The organism is Marinomonas ostreistagni (assembly GCF_016888445.1).
Taxonomy (GTDB): Bacteria; Pseudomonadota; Gammaproteobacteria; order Pseudomonadales; family Marinomonadaceae; genus Marinomonas; species Marinomonas ostreistagni.
Map to the genome: position 1 here is coordinate 1153094 of NZ_JAFEKF010000001.1, position 21047 is coordinate 1174140.

6 protein-coding genes and 4 tRNA genes are annotated in these 21047 nt (G+C 48.2%); 1 reads left to right on the top strand and 9 read right to left on the bottom strand.

Features of this window, described 5'->3' with window-relative positions:
- Positions 1-452: 452 nt before the first annotated feature.
- The 5 genes from JQX58_RS05450 to JQX58_RS05470 all read right to left on the bottom strand — a co-directional run bounded on the left by JQX58_RS05450 (position 453) and on the right by JQX58_RS05470 (position 1961).
- Positions 453-529: transfer RNA gene (locus JQX58_RS05450), tRNA-Met, on the bottom strand.
- Between the two features lie 43 nt (positions 530-572).
- Positions 573-649 (bottom strand) — tRNA-Met (locus JQX58_RS05455).
- A 43-nt stretch (positions 650-692) separates the two neighbouring features.
- Positions 693-769: transfer RNA gene (locus tag JQX58_RS05460), tRNA-Met, on the bottom strand.
- 60 nt (positions 770-829) lie between these two features.
- Positions 830-906, bottom strand: a tRNA-Met gene (locus JQX58_RS05465).
- 161 nt (positions 907-1067) lie between these two features.
- Positions 1068-1961, bottom strand: coding sequence for a glycosyltransferase family protein (locus JQX58_RS05470; protein WP_204145784.1), 894 nt, complete (start codon positions 1959-1961; stop codon positions 1068-1070).
- Positions 1962-2113: 152 nt separating this feature from the next.
- Here JQX58_RS05470 and msrA point away from each other — a divergent pair, with 152 nt between their 5' ends.
- Positions 2114-2770: a peptide-methionine (S)-S-oxide reductase MsrA gene (gene msrA / locus JQX58_RS05475; RefSeq protein WP_204145785.1), complete on the top strand. Its 657-nt coding sequence runs from the start codon at positions 2114-2116 to the stop codon at positions 2768-2770.
- Between the two features lie 52 nt (positions 2771-2822).
- Here msrA and recD read toward each other — a convergent pair whose 3' ends face one another.
- The 4 genes from recD to JQX58_RS05495 all read right to left on the bottom strand — a co-directional run bounded on the left by recD (position 2823) and on the right by JQX58_RS05495 (position 21042).
- Positions 2823-4868: an exodeoxyribonuclease V subunit alpha gene (recD, locus tag JQX58_RS05480; RefSeq protein ID WP_204145786.1), complete on the bottom strand. Its 2046-nt coding sequence runs from the start codon at positions 4866-4868 to the stop codon at positions 2823-2825.
- Positions 4861-8607, bottom strand: coding sequence for an exodeoxyribonuclease V subunit beta (gene recB / locus JQX58_RS05485; RefSeq protein ID WP_204145787.1), 3747 nt, complete (start codon positions 8605-8607; stop codon positions 4861-4863). The genes recD and recB overlap by 8 nt, the downstream gene beginning before the upstream one ends.
- A gap of 2 nt (positions 8608-8609) precedes the next feature.
- Positions 8610-12143: an exodeoxyribonuclease V subunit gamma gene (gene recC, locus JQX58_RS05490; protein WP_204145788.1), complete on the bottom strand. Its 3534-nt coding sequence runs from the start codon at positions 12141-12143 to the stop codon at positions 8610-8612.
- Positions 12144-12282: 139 nt separating this feature from the next.
- Complete coding sequence (locus JQX58_RS05495) at positions 12283-21042, bottom strand: VCBS domain-containing protein (RefSeq protein ID WP_338040686.1); 8760 nt, start codon at positions 21040-21042, stop codon at positions 12283-12285.
- Between the last annotated feature and the right edge of the window lie 5 nt (positions 21043-21047).

Here is a 21047-nt window from a genome sequence, read left to right on the forward strand (position 1 = left end):
ATGCACCACGATAGCGCCAGTACGACACTTTTACAGTTTTATGTAAGCAACCCCAGAAAACATGACATGAGTCAAAAACAAACTAATAAACATTGAAACAAAACGGCCATACTTTGCAAAAAATAAGGCTTACATCATTATTTTCTGCTAAATAGTGCGTATTTAGGCTTCTTCTTATTCGCTTACTTTATCGCCAATACGCTCCAACCGACCTATTGATGCACAACTTAGGGGCCGCCTTTTTGATTTTTGAAGATTCTTCGACTACGCAAGCTCACGACTAAACAAAACGAAAATTCAGAGAGATAATTTACAGGGTATTTCTGTAAGTGGTTGCGGGAGCCATTCTTTAAATTTAGAAAGCGAACCGACGGCTTCGGGTTATGAACCCAACGAGCTATCAGGCAGAGTTGTCCAAAATTTTTTGAGAATAATAAGATGTTTTTGATAAGTGGTTGCGGGAGCCGGATTTGAACCGACGACCTTCGGGTTATGAGCCCGACGAGCTACCAGACTGCTCCATCCCGCGTCTGAAAAGTCAAGAATAGACTTTAGGCTTGTTATCGTTAAACTGGTTGCGGGAGCCGGATTTGAACCGACGACCTTCGGGTTATGAGCCCGACGAGCTACCAGACTGCTCCATCCCGCGCCTGACAGTTTAAGATAACTGATTGTGTCTATGTAATGTTAATTGGTTGCGGGAGCCGGATTTGAACCGACGACCTTCGGGTTATGAGCCCGACGAGCTACCAGACTGCTCCATCCCGCGCCATGCGTCTTGCGACGTCAAATTACATAGTAAGTGATTATTGGTAGCGGTTTATCTAATTGGTTGCGGGAGCCGGATTTGAACCGACGACCTTCGGGTTATGAGCCCGACGAGCTACCAGACTGCTCCATCCCGCGCCAGATTTAGATAAATCTAATCACTGTAAGTAAACTCAATAAAATGAATCACTTACCGCCTGCTTTAAGGAAATATAAAACATTCCAAATGACTTTGAAAACGTTTTGTTTTTCTCTCTGTGCCGACGAGGTGCGCATATTACGTAGCTTTGATTGATTGGTCAACCCCTAATTTTAAAATCTTTATATTCTAGGCGTTCAGGGTAACCCAATGAAGTGCAATACTGGCGAATGCCAGAGCGTTCAGAGATCGCCTCACGGCAATAATGCGCAATCATTCGACGCGCATCATCAGACATAACGCGCCAATTGCTAAGACATGAAGTAAATTGAATTTGCTGGGAGCTATCGACCACCCAGCCTGTTTCTCCCTCGATTACACCATGCTGACGTCCGTCGGGCGCGATAAGAAGTACGGGCATACCATAAGCATTGGCTTGATCGATCACTCTACCCTCTAACGACGCTTCATAAGACAACACAATCAGACCATAATGCTTCATCAAGGTGTCACTAGGCGTTAAAAAGTCCTTCATGCTCAGAGCGCAGAACTCTGCACCACTGTCTTGCAACTGCTTTATCAAACGTTCACTGTAAGAATCTTCATGGATGATCACCACACCATTGGCTGCGGCCGCTTTGGGCTGAACATAGGTGTAATCGGCTTCGGCAGACAAATCTCCCCATTGGGAATGCTTCACCATCCACTTAGATAACCTTGCCAATAAGGGTGAACATGATCGCTCATCGTCTAGCCATGTCGGCAACGCGTTTGTCCATACTCGACATTTCAATGTCGGGCTTAACAAAGCTGCCAGACTGTTGGCTCGATCACCAAAGGTAATAAGGAAATGAGGGCTTTCTTGTTGCACTAGATTGAGAACTGCACGCATGGATGGCTTAATGACGTTTTCGTCTGGGGCATGACGGTGAGCCAACGCTACGATTCGGACATCCACAGCGAAGCGAGACAATTCTGAAGCAAACTCGGCCACAAAATCGTCCAAACGGCTATTATCAAACCGTGAATCCCAAAGAATCAAAACGTCCGTCATGCTGCGTTCCCAATGCATTGAATGGCTAAAGTGTATGTCAGTAGTAACCTAAAGCTACTGATTGCGCGTATATTTTTGCTTCAACACGTAACGCAATGTAAAAACAGATCACAATTCATACAATTAGATCCTTAATTTATCGGGAGTATAAAATGTTTGATTTAACTGCAAAATTACTGAAAAAATGCGAGATCCCAAGCCCCGAAGAAGCGCTAAAAGGAAGAAGTGAACCATTATTCATCGAAGATACAAACATAGTTACAAAAGATAACATGAAACGCCATGCTGGAACGCTCGAAAAAGAGGTTTATTTAGCACTTGGCTGTTTTTGGGGCGCAGAAAGAAAGTTTTGGAACACTCATGGCGTTAAGGTCACCGCTGTCGGCTACGCGGGTGGCTACACCCCCAATCCAACTTATGAAGAAGTATGTACTGGGCAAACCGCCCATACGGAAGTCGTGAAAGTGATTTTTAATAGCGATGAGATTTCATTGGAAGAAATTCTTAAAGTCTTCTGGGAAAACCACGACCCGACCCAAGGCATGCGCCAAGGCAACGATGTCGGTAGCCAATACCGCTCAGCCATCTACACCGTCAGTGAAGAAGATTTGCAAGCCGCTCAAGCCAGCAAAGAACAATACCAACAGCTACTCTTGGCCCATGGATTCGGCATGATCACCACTGAAATTGAGCCATTAGACACCTTCTATTTTGCCGAGACCGATCATCAGCAGTATCTGCACAAAAATCCTAATGGTTACTGTGGTTTAGCGGGCACAGGCGTAAGCTGCCCTGTTGGCCTAATTTAGCGACTCACCCCATCCAGCTAAATCACTGGATGGGGAAGCTAAGCGGCGCCTATCACTGGATTAAAAATCCAAGCCCGCTGACGCGCTCAACTTTTGAATTCATCGCGCTTTCCAACACCTTCTTATCACCAGCGATTAAGGTAAAGTGCTTTTTAGAGCGCGTGATGCCCGTGTAAATCAGCTCTTTTGTGAGAATCGGCGAATGCTGACTGGGCAACAGCATGGCTGTATGATGAAATTCAGAACCTTGTGATTTGTGAACGGTCATGGCAAATACCGTTTCCACACTCTGCAAACGGCTAGGCAGTACCCAGCGCACGCCCCCCTTACCGTCGGAAAACACGACGCGCTGTTTCAGTGCTCCATTTACCGGATAGAGCAAGCTGATACCTATATCACCATTCATCAGATCGACACTGTAATCATTTTGCGTCACCATCACAGGGCGCGCGAAGTACCAAACACTGTCGACGCTGGCCAAGCGCTTATGAGCAACCAGCAGCTGCTCGATCTTGTGATTCATGCCCTCAACACCCCAATCGCCTTTGCGCAGCGCCACAAGTAACTGAAAATGTGCGTGAGCCGCTAATACCTGTTTGCCCCAATCATCAAAAGCGCCAGTACCTTGACCGAGCTCTGGCATTGCAGCTGTGACCGCTAAATAATGCCCATAACCTTCTAACAACAACTGTTTAAAGGGCTCGCTCAGTGCTGTGTTGTCCTGCTGCGCCTGCTCCAAATATTGCAAAACGGGACGATTTTGAATGCTTTCCTGACGCTGGAAAATTGCTTGTAAATCGGGCCATTTCGGGTTGTCATGCGCCTGCTCTCGCTCTTCATTAACCAAACTTGCCAAGCGATGAATGACACCGCCTTCGACAAAGCGATAACTCTTACGCAACATACACACCGCTTGGTTGAGCGTCGTGCCGTGCGCATCAATGTAGGCTTGATCAATCGTTTGCTGGCACACCTCTTCAATCCATTGAGCCGTATCCGGGGTGTAGTGCCCTCTGACCGCACCGCGACACAAATCCCCTAGTACATAACCAGCCTCGACTGAGGCCAACTGATCTTTATCGCCCAGCAAAATGACACGTGTGTCCGCCTCGATGCCATCAAATAAATTGGCCATCATTTCGATGTCGATCATTGAGGCTTCATCCACTACGACAATATCCGCCACCAGCGGGTTAGACTTATTGTGCTGAAACTGACGACTGTTAGGCTTGGGGCTTAGCAACCGATGCAAGGTCATCACCTGAGTTGGGATTACAGCCTTTAACTTTTCTGGCGCTAAGTTATCTAGATCCGGCAGCGCAAGCCCGCTTAAGTTCTGCGCAATGGACTCATTTAAGCGCGCCGCGGCTTTGCCCGTCGGCGCTGCCAAACGTATCGCCAAGGGCGGTAAATCACGCAGCAAACGCTCGGCTTGTAACAGCGCCAGCAGTTTTAACACGGTGGTGGTTTTACCTGTACCAGGGCCACCCGTGATGATCGAAAAGTGGTTACTGGCGGCGATACCACAGGCGATGCGCTGCCAGTCCGTCTCTTCAAAATCGTGCTGCTTTTCACCAAACAACTGACTTAACAAACGCTTAATGTCGGCATTGCTTATGCGACTAGCAGGCTCAAGGCGCGCTTTAATCCCCTCGACGATGGTTCGCTCTGCTTGCCAATAACGGCGCAAATACAACAGCGCTCTCCCCTGCTGCTCAACCAACACAAATGGCGTCGCGGCCTGATCACCTTGGTAAGCGTTCTGCTCATCGGCAACGGCAGGACAGTTTCTTAAGCTCTGTAGCCATGTATCTCGCTGACAATCTGCAAGCCAATTTTGTAACTGAGCCATGCCTTGCTGACGTTCTTCAGAATCTACACCTTCTTGATTAAACAGCATGGTAGGTGTGGCTAACACTGCGTCTAGATCAAGACATACTTGCCCTAATGACACGCTGTGACTGGTCAACAGCAGAGCAAGCAGAAGATCTTCATTCTGCTCTGCTACCTGCTCACGCACAAACTTCACCAGCGCATAATCCACGTAGCGGATCAGCCCCAAATCCACCCAACTGAGCATGGTTTCCATCTTAGTCATGGTAGACCTCCTGAGAAGCGTCAGATGCCACATGAGCAGCGCCAGAGAACATGGCATCCAATTGCTCGATTAGCTCTCGAGGCGGCTTATCCAATACCAGCCCTTGCGTATCTGGGTGTTCATAGCCACGTAAAAAGAAATATACTGCCCCTCCGATATGCTGATCGTAACGGTAATCAGGTATACGCTCTTTTAAGTGACGATGCAGTGCCAACAAATACAGCACGTACTGCAAATCGTAGCGTTTTTTCAATAACGCCTCTTGTAAAGCTTGCGCATGGTAATCAGCGTCCGCATTGCCTAAGTAATTACTCTTCCAGTCAATGACAAAGTACTGGCCATCTATTTCAGCCACTAAGTCAATAAAGCCCTTAAGCATGCCCTGTAGCTGTTGAAAGTTCGCCATGGGTCGCTCTTGGCCTTGCCATGTGTGACGCCTTACTAATTGATCAAGTTGCGTGGTTTTGACCTCATTAGCCGCCAACATAAACTCCAGCTCGACGCTGATTTGCTGCGGCGCCAAGTCCATTAGGCGCACATACTGCTCTGCTTTGCCCGTTAACTTTTCAAGTGCAAAAGGCGTGGCCAAAAAGTCGGCCAACCAGTCTGCTAAGCCAGGCGCAAAGCTTGCCAAATCGCGCTTACGGCAGCGTGTTTCTAACAGTTGATGACGGCCATCATGATCCGCCACGGCGGCAGCAAAGCCTTGCAGGCGCTCGCCCTGCTCATCCTCAAAACGATGCTGAGCCGCCCACTCGATCAAGCCGTGTAAAAAGGTGCCCATAAAGCTACCGCGCGGCAAACAATGCATCAGTTTAGTGGCATGCTTTTGTGTAGGTTCAGCGTGATCGACACCACTATCATCGTCACTTAACTGCTCATCTATGGCGAGCTCAGTCGCCGTACTTTGTGGAAACATTGGCTCGCTCTTACCGCCATAACTGATCGACGAATAACTGGCAATCCACCAAGGCTCAATAGCCAAATCCTGCACGCGACGAGCCGGCCTTGGCTGCGCTTCCGCTAGGGGCTTGTAAGGCACCTGGTCAAGCTTAGGTTCAGCGATCGAAAATACGTCCTTAAGATGCTTATACTGCGCCAGTACCGAACCATTGTTGCGCCCTGCTAGCACGTGGCCAGCTGAGCTTAACTCAGGCTCTGGATTGTCTTTGGTCCCTTGCGGGTCTTCGATACCGACCCACTGAGCACAGATGGCTCGGGTCATTGCCACATACACTTTACGTACATCTTCCGCCAAGCGTTCAAAGTCAGCCATGGCAACTTCTTCGGGTTCTGGAGTAAAGGTCAAACTCAAACGACCATCGGCTTGATGATATTCGATCGGCACATCAGAGGCTTTAGTCGGGCGCGCATAATCCAAATACGGCAACATCACCAATGGATACTGCAAACCCTTGGACTTATGCACTGTGACCACCTGCACCAGATCGGCATCGCTTTCTAGACGTTGCTGGCGGCTCTCTTCGCTGGCATTTTCACTGGTAATGCATTGCTCAAGATAGTGAATCAATGCTTGTTGGCCTTGCACAGTTTCAGAGGCTTGCTGCAATAACTCACTGATATGGAACAAATCCGTGATAGAGCGCTCGCCATTGGCGGACTCTAAATAGCGGCTGGTGACACGCTGATCTTTAAAAAAGCGGTGCAAAGTCGCCATCACCCCAAACAGCAGCCAATGGTGATGGTAACTGCGAAACTGCTCGATAAAACCTTCCCAAAACACTTCATCGTGATTAAGACGGTCCAAATCATACAGCGACAACCCCATCAAACGACTGCCTAGGGCAATGCGCAAATAGTAGCTGTTGTAAGGCTCAGCCATAGCGCGCAGGACGCGCAAAATATCATCCGCTTCTTCGGTATCAAATACGTCGCTGGCATCTGACAAGTACACACTGGCTACATTGAGCTCAAACAACGCGCGACGAATTTGACGCGCTTGATTACCGCTGTTCACCAGCACGGCGAAGTCCTTCGGCAAAATCTCACGCGCCCCTTTGCCAAGGTCAATTTGTGCGCGACCTTGCTGGGAAAGATGCAAAAGTGAGGTGATTTCATTGGCTGTAACCACCGCACGATCCCACTTAGGCGCGTCTTCATCAGGTGTAGCTAAATCCCATACATGCTGTGGCGCGACCGGCTCACCATCGATCAAGAGCGCAATCCGTGTGCCCTCACGGCCGGATTGCACCGGCAAAAACGGGATGGGGTCGACGTCTTGTTGTTTAAATAAAAACGCTCCAGCGCTTTGATTGACCTTGTCAGCATGCTCAAAATAGCGGTTGACCGCCTGCACCAACGTAGGTGCCGAGCGATAGTTGTGCGTTAAGGTAAACTGCCGCTGACCGGTATCTTGTTTGGCCGCTAGATAGGTAAAAATATCGGCCCCTCGAAAGCGATAAATCGCCTGTTTCGGGTCGCCGATCATAAAAAAGCCCGTATGAGGGTGCGGCTCGGCTACATTATAAATGGTATTAAAAATACGATATTGCACTGGGTCGGTGTCTTGAAACTCGTCCACCAACGCCACAGGGAACTGCTTACGGATCACCTCAGCCAAGCGCTCTCCGCCTGGGTTTTGTAACGCCTGATCCAGTTTGATCAAGAGATCATTTTGACTCAAAGCGCCGCGCTGTAATTTTTCAGACACCACACGCTCAGCTACCCAATGACTGCTATGACTGATCAAATACTGCAGCGGGGTAATTAATGTCTGCACCGCCTGTTGCAAATCGACCAAGGTTTGCGCCGCACCACGATCGACCGGAATATGGCTAGGATCTTGCCAAAAATCGATGTCGAGCAAAGCAATCTTGGCAAAGCTTTTACCTTGAAAGAGTTTCTCCAGCATAGGCAGCGCCTCACCCGAAGCCTGACTCCATTCGGCCAGTCCTTCAAAGACCGTGGCACGATGCTTGGCATTCAGCGAGGTCGCTTTAAAGAGTTTTTGCTTAGCCGCCGCCTCAAAGTCACTTTGTAAAATGGGCAATGCCTGTTGCACCGCTTGCTTAAGCTCAGTAACAGTCGCCTCTCGCTCTTTCGCGATGGCCTCTAGCTGTGTACTGATATCCATCGGCACGGGCGCTATGGCATCGACTTTGTAGATCACTTTATTAACCGTCTGATACAAATCCGCTGGCGATTTGAAGCACGTTAATACTTGGCGCAGCTCCGATTCATCTAACGGAAACACCATTTCACGCCAATAATCTTCACAGGCTTGCATGATCAAAGGCTTCTCGTCTTCGATCAAGGTTTGCGTAAAATTCAGACCGCTGTAAAACGCATGCTCTGATAGGATGCGACTACACCACGAGTGAATCGTGGACACAGCGGCTTCGTCCATCCATTCTGCCGCCACTTCTAAGCGACGTGCTGCCGCATTCAAATCCTGCTGCGCAGCCACATCTTGCTTGAGCGTGCTCAGCTGCGGATCGGCTACCTCACTGTCGCCGCGAAAGTAGGCGGCCGCCTCGACCAAGCGCGCACGAATGCGATCACGCAGCTCTCGAGTTGCCGCTTTAGTAAAGGTCACCACCAAAATATTGGGTGGCAGTAAATACTCATCAAAGCTTTGCGTGCCACCGTGCTTAAGCACCAAGCGCAAATACAATAACGCCAAGGTATAGGTCTTACCTGTGCCGGCACTGGCTTCGATCAGAGCGGAGCCTGATAAGGGAAATGTGAGCGCATCTAACTGCTGAACCTGTTGCTCCATGATTAACCTTCCTTCAGGGCATCTAACATTGGCTGACACAAGATGGGAATCAGCGCTTCAAACGCTGCAACGGTGTCGTCTGCCAAAGGCGGGGTGAAATATTGGCGCGCATAATGGCTACCAGAGCTTGCAAGATCGGCATCGCTATAGCGCTCTAACATGCGATCGATATCTGACTTTTTCGAGCGTCCTTGGATCAAATACGCCATCGCACCATTGATACCAAAACACAACAAGTGCTGCATCGCGTTAAGCCATGTCCGCGTCAGCTGCTCCAAGTAGCGTTGCGCCTCTGTGTACACAAGCGGCGCAAATCGCAAATCGCCATTGGGCGACATGATCTGTGTGGCAATACCGCCCTGATGCGCAACATTGGCGATCACATGACGCACCCAGCCATGGACAACATTGTGCCAGCGCACTTTTGCATCGACTTTGTTAGCCGTGATGTCACGAGGAAATTGCTCGCTTTCGATGCGGCTTTCACTGTAGACATTGGACGTTTGCAAAATAAACTGTACCGTCTCGCCACTGCTTGGTGAGTAATAAAGGCGATCCAAATCATCCGCATAGGTAAGTCCCGTTTGGGCATCTAACAGCACCTCAAACTGGCGCAAAGTATTGGGCTTAGGTGTGAGTCGGTCAATCTCTTGCCGCCAAGCGAAGTACAAATGCTTCACGGTCTCGGGGAATAGATTTTCCCGACGAATCGCAGCAAATGCCCCTTCTTGGAGCTCGCCAGCCGCCACTTGACGGGCCAACTCCTGTTCCACTTGCTGATCCCAAGCGTCAGCGCTAGGTTGCTGTCGCTTAGCAAACTGCAACAAAGTATCGTGCACTTGCCAGACATCAAGCCCCGTGCTGACAAAGTTTTCGACTACTTTAGTCTCTTCAATTTCATTCGGACGATGGATATCCAAGCGCTGAGCAAACAAAGCATCTACCGGCGAGCGGAACAAGGCTGTGAGCTTACGCGCAGTCAGCGGCGCATCAGGAGCCCAAGGCGGTAAAGTCTGCTCGACATCGTTGGCCTGATCTTGTGCGCTGTGCTCCCACTCTTGTTGGTACGTAAAGAGCTTCGCTGGCTCGACAAAATATTGGCGACTAAATGGCTGCATTGGATAGTCTTGCGTCAACTGCTCTAATAGCTCAACTTGCGGCCAAGCTTTAGCAACATAGTCACGTAGCTGCCCCACCAATACCGAGGGCGGCTGCTCGCTATTGTCTTTAGCACTGCGACCTTGCCAGCTGATCACTAACTTATCTCGAGCTGACAGCACCGCTTCAAGGAACAAGTAGCGCGCATCTTCGCGACGAGAACGGTCACCAGGGCGGTAATCACCGACCATCAAGTCAAAATCCATCGGCGTACTGATTTGCGGGTAATCCCCATCGTTCATGCCGATCAGGTACACCTGCTTAAAGGGAATCGCACGCATCGGCATCAAGGTGGCAAAGTTCACCGATCCTAATAAAAACTTCTGGCTCAAAGCTGGTTCATCCATCTGCCCTAGCAACGCTTCTTGTACAACATCGATGGCAACTTGCTCGGCTTCGATTCCTGAGCCGTGCACGTACTCTTCGAGCAACTCGATCTGCTCTTCGATCCGGCTAAGCACACGCTGTTCATGATCATCGCTGGCGACAAAGAAAGTCTGTAGACACTGCTGCAAACTTTGACTCCAATCCAGCAAGACTTTGGGCGTACTAAACGCGTGCCACACCGCCTGTATGTCATCCACCAGACGATGCATCTGCCCCAACAGACGTGCCTCAAGACCGCCAATATCGCCGTAAGGCAAGACATCGCGCCAGATCTCACCGTTGCCCACACTGTAGCCCAGCAACATACGCTTTAAGCCAAACAGCCAGGTATTTTGCTCAGAAGGATACGTCAGCCCGAGACCGCGACGTTGTTCTTTATCGAGCCCCCAACGAATATTGGCCTGCTCAATCCAGTGTTTCAGGGTGACCACATCCCCTTCGCTCAGTTGATAAGCATTGCGTAACGCTGGGATGTCCAACCAAGACAACAAATCCGTCGCCTCAAAGCGCGAATGGGTGATCGCCAACAAAGACTCAAACGCCGCCACAATAGGATGTTGCTGGCGAGCGCTTTGGTCAGCAATATGAAATGGTAGGAAACGCGCATCGGCGTGTTCGCCGTATTTAGCAAAGCGACCAAAGACTGCCTCGATGTGCGGCACATAGACATTGATATCCGGAGCCATGATTAAGATATCGCGCGGCGCCAGTGGTTGGCCTTGCTGTGCCGCCTGCTCAAATTCATTGAGTAATAAGTCGTGCAGCACTTCGATTTCACGTTGGCGACTGTGCGTTTCCAAAAAGCGTAAGCTATCGTCCCGTGAAACGTCGATCAAACGTGCGAGTGCCTTGCAATCATCGATGCTGCGCAACTGAAAAATATCGTCTTGTAACTGCTGTAGTAGCGTCGTCTCGCCCGGCGATTCAAATAGATCGATCTTACTGTCGACAAAAAACGGCTGATAGACTTGTGGCTCGTCTTGTTCGTCTAGCGAGTGTAAATAATCACGACCTAACTTCCCCCAAGATGCCAATAGCGGATTACCGTATAGGTGTGCTTCATCCAAGGAAATGTCTTTTTGCGTTCGCCCTTCTCGAAGTGGGCGCCGCGACTGAGCTTGACGCAACAGCTGGCGCCCTTCGATCAGATCGCCCCAGTAATACTCACTGGGGTTCATGGTAAACAGCAAGATTTGGGTAAACGGCGCAATCGCATGAAACACTTCTAATATTTGATTAGGTAGCGACGAGATACCAAACACTACGACACGGCGTGGTAGCCCTTCTAGTGAGCCATGGTTACGACAGTATTCGATAAAATCTTGGTGGATTTGCGAGCGGTTCACGACTTGGCGCTTACCCTTAGCAAACTGCGGATCTTGCTCTACATCATGCACCAGAAAACGCCACAACATCGGTTGCCACAGCTGTTCTTCAGGGACAGGTTTTGTTTGAGCGCTTGCCGACTCATCACGGGAAGGCATGACATCAAGGCCATCTTGCCATGCTTGTAGCCAGTCAGCCCGGTAGACTTGATATTGGTCGAACAACTTGGCGATACGTTCTGCCAACACATAGCGGCGATGCTCAGGATCTTTGCCCGTGGCCATAAAATGCAACAGCGCGTCATAGTGACCATCATGATCACACTGAGCTACTTGGCTGAGTAAGCGAAACAAACGCCATGTCATGGGTTTTAAATCAAATGGCGACTGGGTATCTAGCTCCCAAAACGCAGCCCGATAAGCTTCCCAGACAAAGCGCCCAGGCAGAGACACATCGATCGAGGTGGCAATGCCCACACCACCGTCACGCTCATCTTGGGCCAAGGCTTGCTGCAGCCACTGGGCGATGCCGTTACTCTGCACCAAAAACTTATCGGTCTCCAAAGGCTTTAGTGGATAACGCTTAACCCACTCCACCAACACCTCTTTTAATGACTCAAGACGATTGCCTTGAATGACCATCAATCCCGTCGGCCAATGCTCCATAACCCACCTACTCGCTTATTTCTCATGTCACTATGGTACATGAAATCTACGTCAGATCATGACGTTAACCAGCGCTTAGGCAATAAAAAAGCCAGCTTTTCCAAGCTGGCTTTTGTTAGGTTGACGCTGTGAGTAACGATTAACCGTCTTGGTTAATCGTGAACTCTTGGTTGTTGAAGATAACGGTCAGATTATCTGAAGCATTACCGGCATCAAATGAGCTGTCAGAACCGAAGGTTGCCACTTCCTTAGTACTGTCATCCGTACCGATCGACAAGTGTTTCACACCAGCTTCGTCTTCCGTCACAGAGACATTGGCTTCTAGGAAGGATTTCACCGCCTCCATATCTGCAGAGTCTACATCTGTCGGCAGATCTAACAAATCCGAGATATCTAGGGCATCTTCCGAAGAATCGAAGTCTTGGATAATGTCTTGCGTGAAGTCATCAGATAGGTCGGTATCGTTATGCAGCACGAAGATATCTTCACCGGCACCGCCGATCAGAGTATCCACTGCCTCATCTTCACCACCAAACAAGATGTCATTACCAGCATTACCCAGTAACGTCTCTTCGCCAGCCGTACCTTCAATATAGTCATCACCGCCGGTGCCAACTTTATCGTCTTCATCAGAAGAACCTATGATGCCGTCATTATTGCCGTTAGTACTAACAACCGCTTTTACATCCAAGGTATCGGTATCGATCGGAGTATTACCTGTGCGGATCAAGGTCAGGCCAGAGACCTCACCATCGATCACATCCACTTCGTAATCAGTCCCCGTGCGTGCTAGTAGAACGCCATCTTGCGACACAGAAATATCCTCTGGTATACCAGAGATGGTGACTTTAGTCGCCGCCTCTGCCTGATCTAGGCCAACAATGTTAACGGCTAACTGCGCGTAACTGAAAGCCGCTACTGCGCTGGTATCAAAAGCATTGCCTTTCACAACCACACCATCTTTAGTGATGATATTATCGAACTCTGCCAAATGCCCTTGAAGCTCCGTACTTTCAGCATACTGCTGCGCAGTGTAAGCATCCAAGTACACAGAATCCGTTTCGTGATCAGGGCTTACAGCCGCATCAACAAAATGATTGACCATACCTTTTACAAACAGTACATCATCACCCGAACCAAGATTTAATTCTTTTCCTTGGATGTTGCCATCAATGCGTACGATATCATCACCAGCCTCCGTTTGAATCTTGCCATCAAGGTTACCCTTCACATATACAGAATCAGAACCAGAGCCTGTATTGATCGTGCCATTACCATTGACAGAGCCAACCACTACTTTATCGGCATCATCACCAGTCGAGATTAAGCCATCTAGATTACCGGCAATTTGAATATGATCACTGCCAAAATTTGTTTTAATGAATGAACCACCATTCGCATTACCGCCTAAGTAAACATCACTAGCACCCACGTAATCTGCAAAGGTCACAGTCTTGCTTCCATAAGACAAGTAATCATTAAAACCAAAACCATGCCCATTTTCAAAACCATCCCAAATATCAGAAGATGAAGGCACATTGATCGGAGTCACCCTAACGTTAACAGACGCCTGACCACTCATATCACCGTTGATCTGCAACGATGCTGTCGCTGTGTCGTAGTTACCATTGCCATCTGTGATCGTGTAATCAAACAATGCACCACCGGTGTAGTTCGCTTCTGGCACAAAGACAATATTGCCTTCGCCATTTAGGTAAGCGTAACCATGCTGCACGTTATCAATGCTTGTAATCGACAATGTATCGTTTTCAGCATCGGTGTCATTGGCCAATAATGCCTCTGACTGAATCACCACAGACTGACCTTCAGTTAGGGTGGCAAACTCGCTAGAACTTGAACGTAATTCATAGTTATCAAGCGTCAGATATTCACCCCCCTCAACACGAAGTACAGGCTGGAATACGTAATCACCACCTTGGTCGAACCACAGCATTTCAATATTGTGGTAACCAGTCTCAGCTATTTCGAATACACCAAACGTATCTTCGGTCTCAGACTGCTGCTCGAAGTGATTAGCCACCACGGCACCGTCGATAGTAATCTCATAGCCATCATCAGCGTTCACTTTGAATTGATATGTACCCTGTTCAAGGTAAATCGCACCTGACAAACGAATACCGCCATCGCCGTCAGGCATCGATGCAGGATTATTACTTAACGACGCCGCGTCATCGCCTAAGAACGCCTGCAAATTATCGCCATAACCGACACCTTGTGACGTTCCCAACCCTTTAGTGTAATTGATCGTTTGGGCATCAAACGTTGCATCAGCGTCTCTCGTTGCAAGCTGAGTTTTGAACGTCGCCAAATCCCCAATCTGCTGACTAAAGCCCCAGTACTCGCCATGTAAGCCATTAGACACAGTAATCACATCATCATTTGCTTCTGGTGCGAAGTTGAATGCATCTACTGCGATGTTTTGCTCTACCGTCGCGGTAGAGTCACCGTCCGTAGAGGTAGCGCTAACCGTTAGATTAAACGCCTCCTGACCAAATGGCACGCTCAGGATAACATCGTCGATATCCTCTTCATCCAGTTTGTAGAAGCCAGTTTCACTGTCTTTTTCAAACTCGACACCACTACTGTTCACCAAGCGTCCATCCGTTGGCACGCCAGACACTGTAAAGGTCAGTACTTCACTACCATCTTGGTCGTTTTCAACCGCATTGATCGTGAGTGGGTACAACACAGAACTCGGCGCGGTAGTCAACTCTACTTTGATGTTGGTGATGTTAACAAACTCAAGCGTATCCGTACTGTCGACCAAGAAGTCCAATTCAATGTCGCCATTCGCATCCAATGTTGCAGTAAAGCTGTAATCATAATCCGTAGATAAGGATTCAGCACGATCGCCATAATTGTAAGTTAGCGGCCCCTCAGTTAGTAAAGAGCTACCATTTGCTTGAATATCAAAAGTATCTGAACGTGTACCAGTATTCCAGCTGCCTGAGACTTCTGCATCAAAGGTAATAGTCACTTCTTTGCCTGCGTTTGCACTACCAAAACTTAACGTACGAGTACTGCCAACTTCTTCATATTTAGTCTCATCGTTTACGATTCCGCTGCCACTCTCAGAACCAAGCCCATTAATATCTTCAGCCGTGAAGTAACCAACCGCTGAAGGTTCTCCTAGCGTTACCTCAAGTGTCGGTTCATCTGCCACGGCTGTGACTGACAAGGCTAAAGAGGCAGTCAGGCCAGCATTGGTTGTGTAAGTGATCGCCGGAACAGTTCCCGCTTTATCAAGAGTGGGCACATACTCGTAAGAGCCATCTGCATTGATGGTCAATTTGCCTTCACCGGCCAAGGTGATCGATTGACCAGCAGCCGCAGTGCTATCCCCAAAGGTGAAGCTTGTGACTTCTAGATCCGCACCAAAGTCATTTGCAAGCACACCTTGATCGGCCGTTACCGTAAGGGTTTCGTCCTCGTTTAAGGTGTTGCTATCAGACTTCAGCATCGGCTCATCGTTATTCACTGTGATGTTTAGCGTAGCGGTCACGCTATCACCGTCATTGTCGGTCACTTGGTAGTCAAAAGAGGCTACTAACTCAGCTTTATCTTGGATGTTAGCTAAGAAAGCATCACTTGGCGTAAAGCTGTAACTACCGTCCGCTGCAAGCGTCAATTTACCATCGGATGTTTCAATCACTTGCGCTGTAACTGCGCCGCCATCAGCACCAAATGCATTACTAGCTGTTAATGTGCCGGTAATGTCTTCATAGCCTTTGGCAGACTCTACTACTTCGACTTTAGCGACTAAGGTTGCGTTACTTGTTGCGCCTTCGCCCGTCGTTAAGGCATCGGAAATGTATCCTTGCCCTTCAACTTGGAAACCTTCTAGAGAGACTTTGTAAGTACTACCGTTTACTACCACTTCTTGAGTCGTCATGTTTGACAAACGGACTGTGTCCGCCGAATCATCGGCAGAGTTAGTATTCAATGTCTCGTCGATTTCTACATCCGCAGCAAGAGAAACACTCACCTCTACGCCATCAATCGTTAGCGTAAAGTTGTAGTTCACCTTACTCGTTTCAAGTGATGCGTACTGGGTCAAGATGCCGTTGTTAACGTGAGTGAAGTCACCTAAGCTAATGTAGCTATCCACATTAACATCAGCTTGGTTAGCGCTATCCACTAAACCGATGGAAGTATCAACATTAGAGTTATCTGACCAAGTTAAGACATCCAACAATGTGTCATCATCATTTACCAGCTCTTCAGTACGATCATACTCGTCGGCTACTGTCTCGAAGGAAACGTTACTAAAGCCACCCACAATGGCACTGACTGACACAGAGGTTGCAGCAGTCGATGTGCTGGTTAGATCTCCCTCAACTGCTACCGTTTGAGCAGGCGTATCGTCTTCAATTTCAACGTTGACCGTGGCCGTAGTGGTTTTCACTCCATCAGACAACTGAATATCAAAGTCAAAATCAAGCTTGTTTTCTACCGAACCGCCGTTATCAGGCGCTGCATGATCCACCGGAGCAGACAAGGTCACTGTGTAAGACGCTGAGCCACCTGACACTTCAGACAGTGAAATGCGAATGACTTCTACGTCATCCTCACCTTCAGCACCTTCTACAACTCCGACCATATCACCATTAATAGACTTCCATACCACTGGCTCACCGCCAGATTTGAAGCTTGTTTGTGGTTCCAAGATCGTTAGTGTCGGTGTCATACCGTCTTCTACAGAAACAGTGAATGATTTCTGTACTGTGATGACATCATTCTCATCGCCAGTGGTTTCTTTAATACCATTTTCCAATGCTTCTTCAGAAACCGCTGCAGACTGCGCGTCAAGCTCAAGTTCCAAAGTAGGCTCTTGTGGTGCCTCATTAACCGTTACGTTGATGATATGGCTAGCTGATTCTTGATCATCATTGCTGCCTTCTGTCGCAGTCGCAATAAATTCAAGCTCAAAACCACCTGTGTAGCCATCCGGTGTCTCAACAGTCATACGGTTAAAGTCAAAGCCTGCAGGTATGTCAGTAAGCGTACTGTCATTACCACTAAACGTGATAGTTATAGTGCCATCAGACAACACTGTTCCTGCTGGCGCATCACTCTTAACCTGCATCGACAAAGACTCAGAACCATCGGTGTCTTGCAAACGCACAGAGAACGGCTCAAGGGCAATTTCTGTGCCTTCATCACCAGTGTTCCAACCTTGTGTGATGTAAATGCCACCACTGTAAGTTGGGTTCAACGCACCATTCATGATGTCTTCAGCAGTTCTGAATAGCTCGAAGTTGTCGGTATTAATGGCCTTTTCTTCACCGCCGACTTTTAGATTGACAGAGAAACCACCAGGGCCATTTTGATTATGGTGAGCCAGTTCAATTTCGTAGAAACCGTCCGTCGTAACACCAAAGTCGAGACCATTAATCTCACTACCATTAGACCACTTCTCGGTTGCCTTTAAATCGCCATCCAGCTTGATATAGAAACTATCATCCGCCTGTCCTGAGAACTGATAACTAACACCCGCCTCAAGGTAGATATAGCCTTTGATAGTAGTCAGCACACCCACATCACCAGAGTTAAGCGTGTGGTAAGTAGAATCGATGGCACTGATCTCTTCTGGGCCAGAAGTAGGATCGGAGCTTTCTAATCCCTCTAGTGTCTCCTCAAGCTGCTCAGGTATCACGCCTTGGCCATCTTGTGTGCCGATCGTAATATTTTCCCAAGTCGTGATAGTAAGACCTTGAGCGACATCTGACTCGTAATCTGGTGTATTACCACCAGAGACGAAAGAACCATCAAGGGTAATTGGGTGTAGATCGAAGTTGGTTGTGTTCAAGGCAACTGCATCTTCGCCGTCTACTGAGACATTAACATTTAGGAAGCCATTACCTTCTTGGTTATGGAATACCAAATGAACAGGCAGGAACCCAGAAGTAGTCGCGGTAAACTCACCGCTAATATCATTATCTCCAGACTCAGTTGTTGGTGAATTCCACTGCCCATCAGCAATCACGTTGCCATCGATTGAAACATAGAAACTGTCGTCAATTTCACCACTGAAGCTATAGGTTTTGCCAGCTTCGAAGTACATCATTGCAGAAGCAACGCCTAAGTCACCTGTTGTCAGACCATTTTCTGTATCAATGTTTAGATCAGCAGGTAATGCTTGTAACACTTCTGATGAATCTGAATCACGTAGCGATGCAGTGTAATTTAATAGCTGTTGCAATTGTTCGACTGATGCACCATAGCCATTAAAGTCGATGATGCCATCTTCGTTAAAGTCCTGAGCATAGACATTATGCCAAACGGCATAATGCAAGCCTTCTGACACGCCAAACACTGGCGCATCCGCTACGGCTTCTACATCAATATTCAAGGTCGAGCTTTCACCTGACTCGCTCAAGGTGTAAGTCACTTCAGGCAAGCTACCAGACCAATGCTCTGTCGGCATAAAGCTGTACGAGCCATCTGCAGACATTTCAAGTTTGCCCACTACTGCACCTTCAATCTCCACATCAACCTCAAACGAAGTCTGAGTGTCACTGAAGGTATAGGTTGTGCCTTCAAGCTCAAATGATCCAAGCTTCGCGTCATCAGCAGCATTATCATTGGTTAATACATTGCCTGTGGCTGGAGACTGAGGATCTTCGAAAATCTTCTGGTAATCAGCCTGCAGGTTGATAAAACCATCACCTTGGCTAATAACAAGATTGGCAGAGCTTGTATCACCATCAGTATCTTTCACATGGTAAGTGAAGGTCTCACCGATTTCAGGATTCGGGTACTCAATCGATTGAATATCACCCACACGATACTGATCATCAGGATCAGCACTCACAGGGAACGTAAAGGCAATCGCAGCGATTGCAACAGAACCTGCTGTCGATACGTTAATAGATGTGTGATCACCATTACCTGTGATTGTGAAAGAGACATCCGCAATCGGATTACCCTCTTTATCAAAGGCTGCGACGGATACTTCATCATTGGCATTAAGGTTGTGGGCTTTAAAGTCAATTGACTCAGCGGCAGTATCTAGTTGGTATACTAGCGTCTCGCCGCCAGTCCCAGAGTTATTAATTGGGTTATTATTGCCATTACCCTCTTCGTCGCTACTAACGCCAAAGCCTTTGCTGGTCTGATTGACCGTAGCATCCGCTAAACTCAAATCAAGCGCCCCAGTATCGGCATCAACGTAAGCAGAGCCATAACCGAAACCGTGTAACGTAAAGCCGTTGTTCCATGTTGGTGATTCGTCACCAGAGAAATCACGCGCTTCAAATGTGTAACTACCATCTGTATTAATAGTCAATGTACCAGTATCCGCTTCAACAACCAGACTGCTGGCATTCTCAGCAAATTCGTACAGTACACCATCATAAGTAACACCCGTCACCTCGATGTCATCAACATGCGCATCGTTCTCAAGCACATTACCTTGGGCTGTATCAGCATCGATAGACTGATCCGTCTCACCCGTCACATCCAGACCTAAGGTACCCGTGTCTTCTTCTGATTCGACACCAACGTCTTTCACATTGATAGTGACCGTGGTCCATTCGGATTTGTTGCCATTGCTATCAGAAACTTCAAAACTAAATGATATAGGCTCAATGTCATCAGTCGAGTTTGTATGATCAATCACAGGTGCTTCATAGGTGTAGCTACCGTCTGAAGCAACCTTAAGCGTACCAAACTCTGCTGATTCTAATGTTAAGAACCCATCGACATATGAGCTGACTGCATTGGCTCCAGTTAGACTCATTGAAATGCCTGAGACTTCAAGACCATCATTCTGTGGATCTTCAAAGTAACTTAACAGTGAGCCAGCTCCAGCACCAATAGATAAGGTGGCTCCCTCATTCACATTTTGATCTGGAATATTACTAGTTAATTCAGGCGCGTCGTCTGTGCCTTTGATAGTGATGACAATATCTTGAGTCGTACCATCTGTAGCAGTTAGGGTAATAGTGTCTGTAACCTCATCACCATCATCAAGATCCTGGACCTTAGTCTGATCCAAAGTATACGTCCATATACCCTGTTCACTTAAAATTAAACTACCGTAAGTACCAATTTTAGGATAGCTGAAAGCTTCAAACTCAGGCTGATCATTTTCATCGACATCACTAATAGTGATAGTTCCACTAGTTTGCTCAAGGTCCTGAAGGTCGCCTTCGGTTACAGTTCCAATGTGGACACCACTCACTACTGGAGCATCATCTGTGCCAGTAATGGTTATGACAATGTCTTGAGTCGTGCCGTCATCAGCCGTCAGTGTTATCGTGTCTGTAACTTGATCTGCAAGCTGAATACCTTTGGCACCATCTAGTTCTTGAACCTTCGTTTGGTCCAGCGTATAGGTCCACGTACCGTCAACCAGAGTCAGACTACCGTAGCTACCTGTTACGGTAGTATTCGCGAACGATGGGGTGTCATCCCCATCAACATCGCTGATGCTGATCGTACCTGATGTCGTAATCACATCACCTACATCGCCTTCAGTCACTGCGCCAACAAGTTTACCTGATACAACTGGCGCATCGTTCGTGCCCGTAATCGTGATGGTTAACGTCGTGGTGTCAGTCGCACCTTTGTCATCGGTCACCGTCACTGGTACGACGATCGCTTGTGTCTCACCTTCGCTTAAGCTGTCGTAAGACGACGCGTCGAACGTGTAAGTACCATCGCTGTTGAAGGTTAGGCCTGTAGCCGTTGAGGTCGTGCTGAACGTCAGGCTTGCACCGGCTGGTAGATCCACATCCGACGCCGTAACCGTCCCAGATACGCTCGCATCCTCTTGCACCGCTGCCGTCGCTGCTGTCGCAACTGGCGCATCGTTCGTGCCCGTAATCGTGATGGTTAACGTCGTGGTGTCAGTCGCACCTTTGTCATCGGTCACCGTCA

Coding starts and splice junctions, on each gene's coding strand:
- JQX58_RS05470 (WP_204145784.1), bottom strand. CDS start 1,961: ATGACGGACGTTTTGATTCTTTGGGATTCACGGTTTGATAATAGCCGT.
- msrA (WP_204145785.1), top strand. CDS start 2,114: ATGTTTGATTTAACTGCAAAATTACTGAAAAAATGCGAGATCCCAAGC.
- recD (WP_204145786.1), bottom strand. CDS start 4,868: ATGACTAAGATGGAAACCATGCTCAGTTGGGTGGATTTGGGGCTGATC.
- recB (WP_204145787.1), bottom strand. CDS start 8,607: ATGGAGCAACAGGTTCAGCAGTTAGATGCGCTCACATTTCCCTTATCA.
- recC (WP_204145788.1), bottom strand. CDS start 12,143: ATGGAGCATTGGCCGACGGGATTGATGGTCATTCAAGGCAATCGTCTT.